Here is a 1,854-nt window from a genome sequence, read left to right on the forward strand (position 1 = left end):
GTATAAGAGTTTGTGCTGCCTATTTTTTCGGAAAAATAGGTTGTAATGGGAGACTCTTTGTTTTCCTAGACAAAAATAATTACTTTTTCAAAAAAACACTTTTCTATTTTTTTGTTGGGTATTTTATTCTCTGGAAGTCCCTTAGAATGTTTGGTTAAAGGCAAGTGAGATAACATTTAGGGGAAATCAACACAATGACCGAAGATATCGCGACTCCCAGCAAAATATGGATTATTACGGGTGAATCTTATGTTCGAGAAACGCCCACCGGCGCTAGAAGTAGCAGTGATATCGGGGGACGGCTCGGTGAAAAGGAAAAATCGCCCGAAGTTGCGGCCACCGAAAGAAGTCAAGTGGATGTGTCCAAACTGAAGCTAGAAATGAAGGGCTTTCTCAAAGCGATGCGGGAAATGCTCAATGAAGCCGATCCTCCAGGCACTAAAATCCGGCTCGATGAAGTGGAACTGTCTGTAGAAATTAATGGGGAAGGACAAGTTAGCCTGTTTGGGATCGGGGGCAAAGCAGGAGGGAAAGGAGCGATGACATTTAAGTTCAAGAGAAAAGATGGCTAAAAACTGGGTGATAGCGATCGGCATCAACGAGTATGACAACCTCAAGCCGCTGAAATACGCCAAGCAAGACGCGGAAGCGATCAAAGCTTGGTGTGAAGGGGAGGGAGGATTCGATCACAGTGGGATATTTCTCTTTACCGAAGATTCTCCACCCATTCCTGCTAGTCCCCCCATTCCCACGCAACTAACCCACGGTCGTCTCAAGCGGTTTCTTCAGAAGCAGTTCGAGACTCCCCTGCTTAAGTCTGGAGACAATCTCTGGTTTTTCTTTGCTGGTCATGGCAGGCGCTATCAAGACAAAGACTATCTGATGCTGCCAGATAGTGATCCGGGTAATGTAAGAGAAACGGCTGTATCGGTGGATTATGTCACCGAGCGGCTGCGGCGGTCTGGGGCGGATAACGTCGTACTATTGTTAGATGCCTGTCGAGATGAGGACAGCCGAGGCGGTCTGGGCATTGGAGAAGAGGAGCATCAGGGAGTCATAACCTTTTATTCCTGTACTGCCAATCAGCAATCTTGGGAGATCGATGAGTTACAACAAGGCTCATTTACTCATACGCTGCTGGAAGGATTGCGGCGGCAAGGAGAAGCCAATTGTGCTACGGTCGAGCGTCTAGACGAATATCTGCGCCGTCAAGTCGAGCAAACTAACGCTAGATATGGGAAACCGAGACAGAATCCCTATCTAAAAGCAGAACCGCCCCACAAGCTCTATTTTATTTTGTTAGAACAAGTTGCCACGCTTAGGGACGTGGAACCCCTAAAGTATCAAGCTTCCTTAGCAGAAAATAGGGGCGATCTTGACTTAGCTGAACAGTTATGGATTCGTGTCTTAGGAGCATCTCGTGGCGATTTAGAGGCGATCGAAGCTATCAAGCGCATCGCTCTAAGACAGTCTTCGATTCCTTTTACGCGTCGCGAATACGTCACGGGGTCTGAGGGAAATAGGTCATCGACCCCTAAACCTTCTCAAGAAACTGGACTCAAGGTATTTAACTTTGAGGTGGTGCGAGTAAATGCGAAGGGTGAGCAAATCAAAAAAGAGTCGAAGCAGTCCCAATATTTCGCCCAAGATTTGGGCAACGGCATCACCCTAGAAATGGTCGCCATCCCGGGGGGTACATTCACGATGGGAACAGAAGACGAGGAAATCGAAAGACTGGTTAAAAAATTTAATTGGGAAGGATTTAGAAAGGAAAGACCACAACATGAAGTAACTGTCCCACCCTTCTTTATGGGTAAATACCCCATCACCCAGGCCCAGTGGAAAGCGATCGCC

General features: G+C 47.1%; 2 protein-coding genes. Both read left to right on the forward strand.

Features of this window, described 5'->3' with window-relative positions:
* Window positions 1-194 precede the first annotated feature (194 nt).
* On the forward strand, window positions 195-572 hold the full coding sequence (locus O9300_RS09130; protein WP_287971362.1) for a Pepco domain-containing protein: 378 nt from the start codon (window positions 195-197) through the stop codon (window positions 570-572).
* Window positions 565-1,854, forward strand: a 1,290-nt coding sequence (locus O9300_RS09135) for a caspase family protein (RefSeq protein ID WP_287971363.1), incomplete at its 3' end; no start/stop codon positions are given. The genes O9300_RS09130 and O9300_RS09135, both read left to right, overlap by 8 nt.

Origin of the sequence: Microcystis sp. LE19-195.1E (genome assembly GCF_027532095.1) — a bacterium.
Taxonomy (GTDB): domain Bacteria; phylum Cyanobacteriota; class Cyanobacteriia; order Cyanobacteriales; family Microcystaceae; genus Microcystis; species Microcystis aeruginosa.

Coding starts and splice junctions, on each gene's coding strand:
- O9300_RS09130 (WP_287971362.1), top strand. CDS start 195: ATGACCGAAGATATCGCGACTCCCAGCAAAATATGGATTATTACGGGT.